Source organism: Burkholderia sp. 9775_39 (assembly GCF_015712225.1).
GTDB classification, from domain to species: Bacteria; Pseudomonadota; Gammaproteobacteria; order Burkholderiales; family Burkholderiaceae; genus Burkholderia; species Burkholderia cenocepacia.
This window is the reverse complement of record NZ_JACCQC010000070.1, coordinates 1-1,286: the sequence shown is the minus strand read 5'-3', so window position 1 is coordinate 1,286 and position 1,286 is coordinate 1. Positions and strand designations below refer to the sequence as shown.

General features: G+C 58.9%; 2 protein-coding genes. One reads left to right on the top strand and one right to left on the bottom strand.

Annotation, left to right across the window (positions count from 1 at the left end; genetic code table 11):
- The coding region (locus H0X90_RS35280) for an H-NS family nucleoid-associated regulatory protein (RefSeq protein ID WP_230877765.1) at positions 1-370 on the top strand (370 nt) is incomplete at its 5' end.
- Between the two features lie 14 nt (positions 371-384).
- On the opposite strand, the gene H0X90_RS36305 is transcribed toward H0X90_RS35280, so the two are convergent.
- The gene (locus tag H0X90_RS36305; protein WP_196438431.1) at positions 385-1,254 is read right to left on the bottom strand and encodes a recombinase family protein; all 870 of its coding nucleotides are present in this window, start codon (positions 1,252-1,254) and stop codon (positions 385-387) included.
- Positions 1,255-1,286: the final 32 nt, after the last annotated feature.

The following is a 1,286-nucleotide window of genomic DNA, read 5'->3' as shown; positions in this document are numbered from 1 at the left end:
TTTTTTTCTTCTAGCGACAACGTCCCGCATGTCGTACACATGCAGGACGTCATACATCATCATGGATAGCTACCAAGATCTTATGCAGCAAGAGATGGCGCTCAGAGAACGCATGGAACTTGCTCGCAAGCGCGAATTGGGCGATACGATCCTCTCCATCGCGCGCCTGATGGTGCTTTATAGTATTTCCCTGGACGACATCGAGGGCGCCATCCGCGAACTGAAGTCGCCCGCGCCACGCCGAAAGCGTGTCCCCCAATACATGGATCCCGTATCAGGCAAAACCTGGTGCGGAAGCGGCCGCCGGCCCAAATGGATGCACGGTCAGGATATCGAAAACTTCAGAATCAAAACCGACGCGTCAGCCTGAACCTCCCACTAACGTCATGTATCACTTGACGACGTGTCTGACTCCTTGAAACACGCGTGTGCTCGCCTTCGCACCGGGCGATAACGCGTGCCGGACGAAAACAACCGTTCATCCGCACCGACCAGCAGCGGCATCGGCTGCATCCACCAGTCCCGATCCGGCTCCGTCTGAAGGCGCCATGCCAACCCCATACTCGCCTGCCCCCGTGTCCGACGCCACGCCCGTGCAACGGCTCTCACCAATTGCCCCAGCCCGCAGGCACGATCGCCCTCGTTACACATCATGACATCGTCCTCACACTGACGGGGCGCGCCCTGAACCTCTCCCCCGAGCACCTCGAACTCCCGGAGCCGCTTACGCAGTGTCCGGTGGTGAACCCGAAACCGAATCGCCACCTCCGCCTCAGGAAGCTCCCGCAACAAGACCCTCGCCTCCCGCATCTGTGCGTCATCCAGCGCCCTTGGCCGTCCCAGAAGTTTGCCTCGCTCCCGAGCCGCCGCCACCCCCGCACGCGTACGCTCGCTGATCAGTGCGCGCTCAAATTCAGCCAGCGCTGCGATCATATGAAATGTGAACATCCCGGTCGGCGTGCCCGTATCGATCAGCTCCGTCAACGAGGCAAAATGAATGCCTCGCGCGCGAAAATCATTGATCAGCGCAAGCAAATGACTTAACGAGCGACCAAGACGATCCAGGCGCCACACCACCAATGTGTCGCCCGGTCTCAGTCCCGTCAGCACTTCGTTCAATCCAGGCCGGTCCTGTCTGGACCCCGACATGCCATGATCCGTATAAATCTCATCACAGCCAGCCTGTCGTAATGCGCTCAGTTGCAGATCCAGACATTGCTCGTCTGTCGAGACACGCGCGTATCCTATCTTCACATCTATTCCCCGTGCCCGGCCCTCTTATTTTC